Genomic DNA, 324 nt, shown 5'->3' with positions numbered 1-324 from the left:
CATCAGCATCACATAAATCAGCAGCAGCAGGGAATAAAGCCTGTGCAGCAGCCAGAGCTTCGGCATTGCTGCATTCAACAGTCTGGTTTAGAGCCCCTGCCTGAGTAGACCATACAGGAGCCGCTGTGTCTTCAATGGTAATAACCTGAGTAAAAGTATCAGAAGTATTGCCGCAGTCGTCTTTTACGGTCCAGGTATTGGTATAGGTTCCGGCGTTTGAGCATCCCTCAGAGGCGGTGAACTGTCCGCTTACTTTTTCGATATTAGAAACATCAGCATCACATAAATCAGCAGCAGCAGGGAATAAAGCCTGTGCAGCAGCCA

The 324-nt window shown here is 48.5% G+C and carries 1 protein-coding gene; it reads right to left on the bottom strand.

Going from position 1 to position 324, the window contains the following annotated elements:
• Positions 1-324 (bottom strand): hypothetical protein (locus LUU93_RS21570; RefSeq protein ID WP_232683232.1); only part of this gene is annotated, 324 nt, incomplete at both ends.

The sequence above is a fragment of the Flavobacterium soyae genome (assembly GCF_021245985.1).
GTDB lineage: Bacteria > Bacteroidota > Bacteroidia > Flavobacteriales > Flavobacteriaceae > Flavobacterium > Flavobacterium soyae.
The sequence above is the reverse complement of the archived record's forward strand: the minus strand, read 5'-3'. Positions and strand labels throughout refer to the sequence as shown.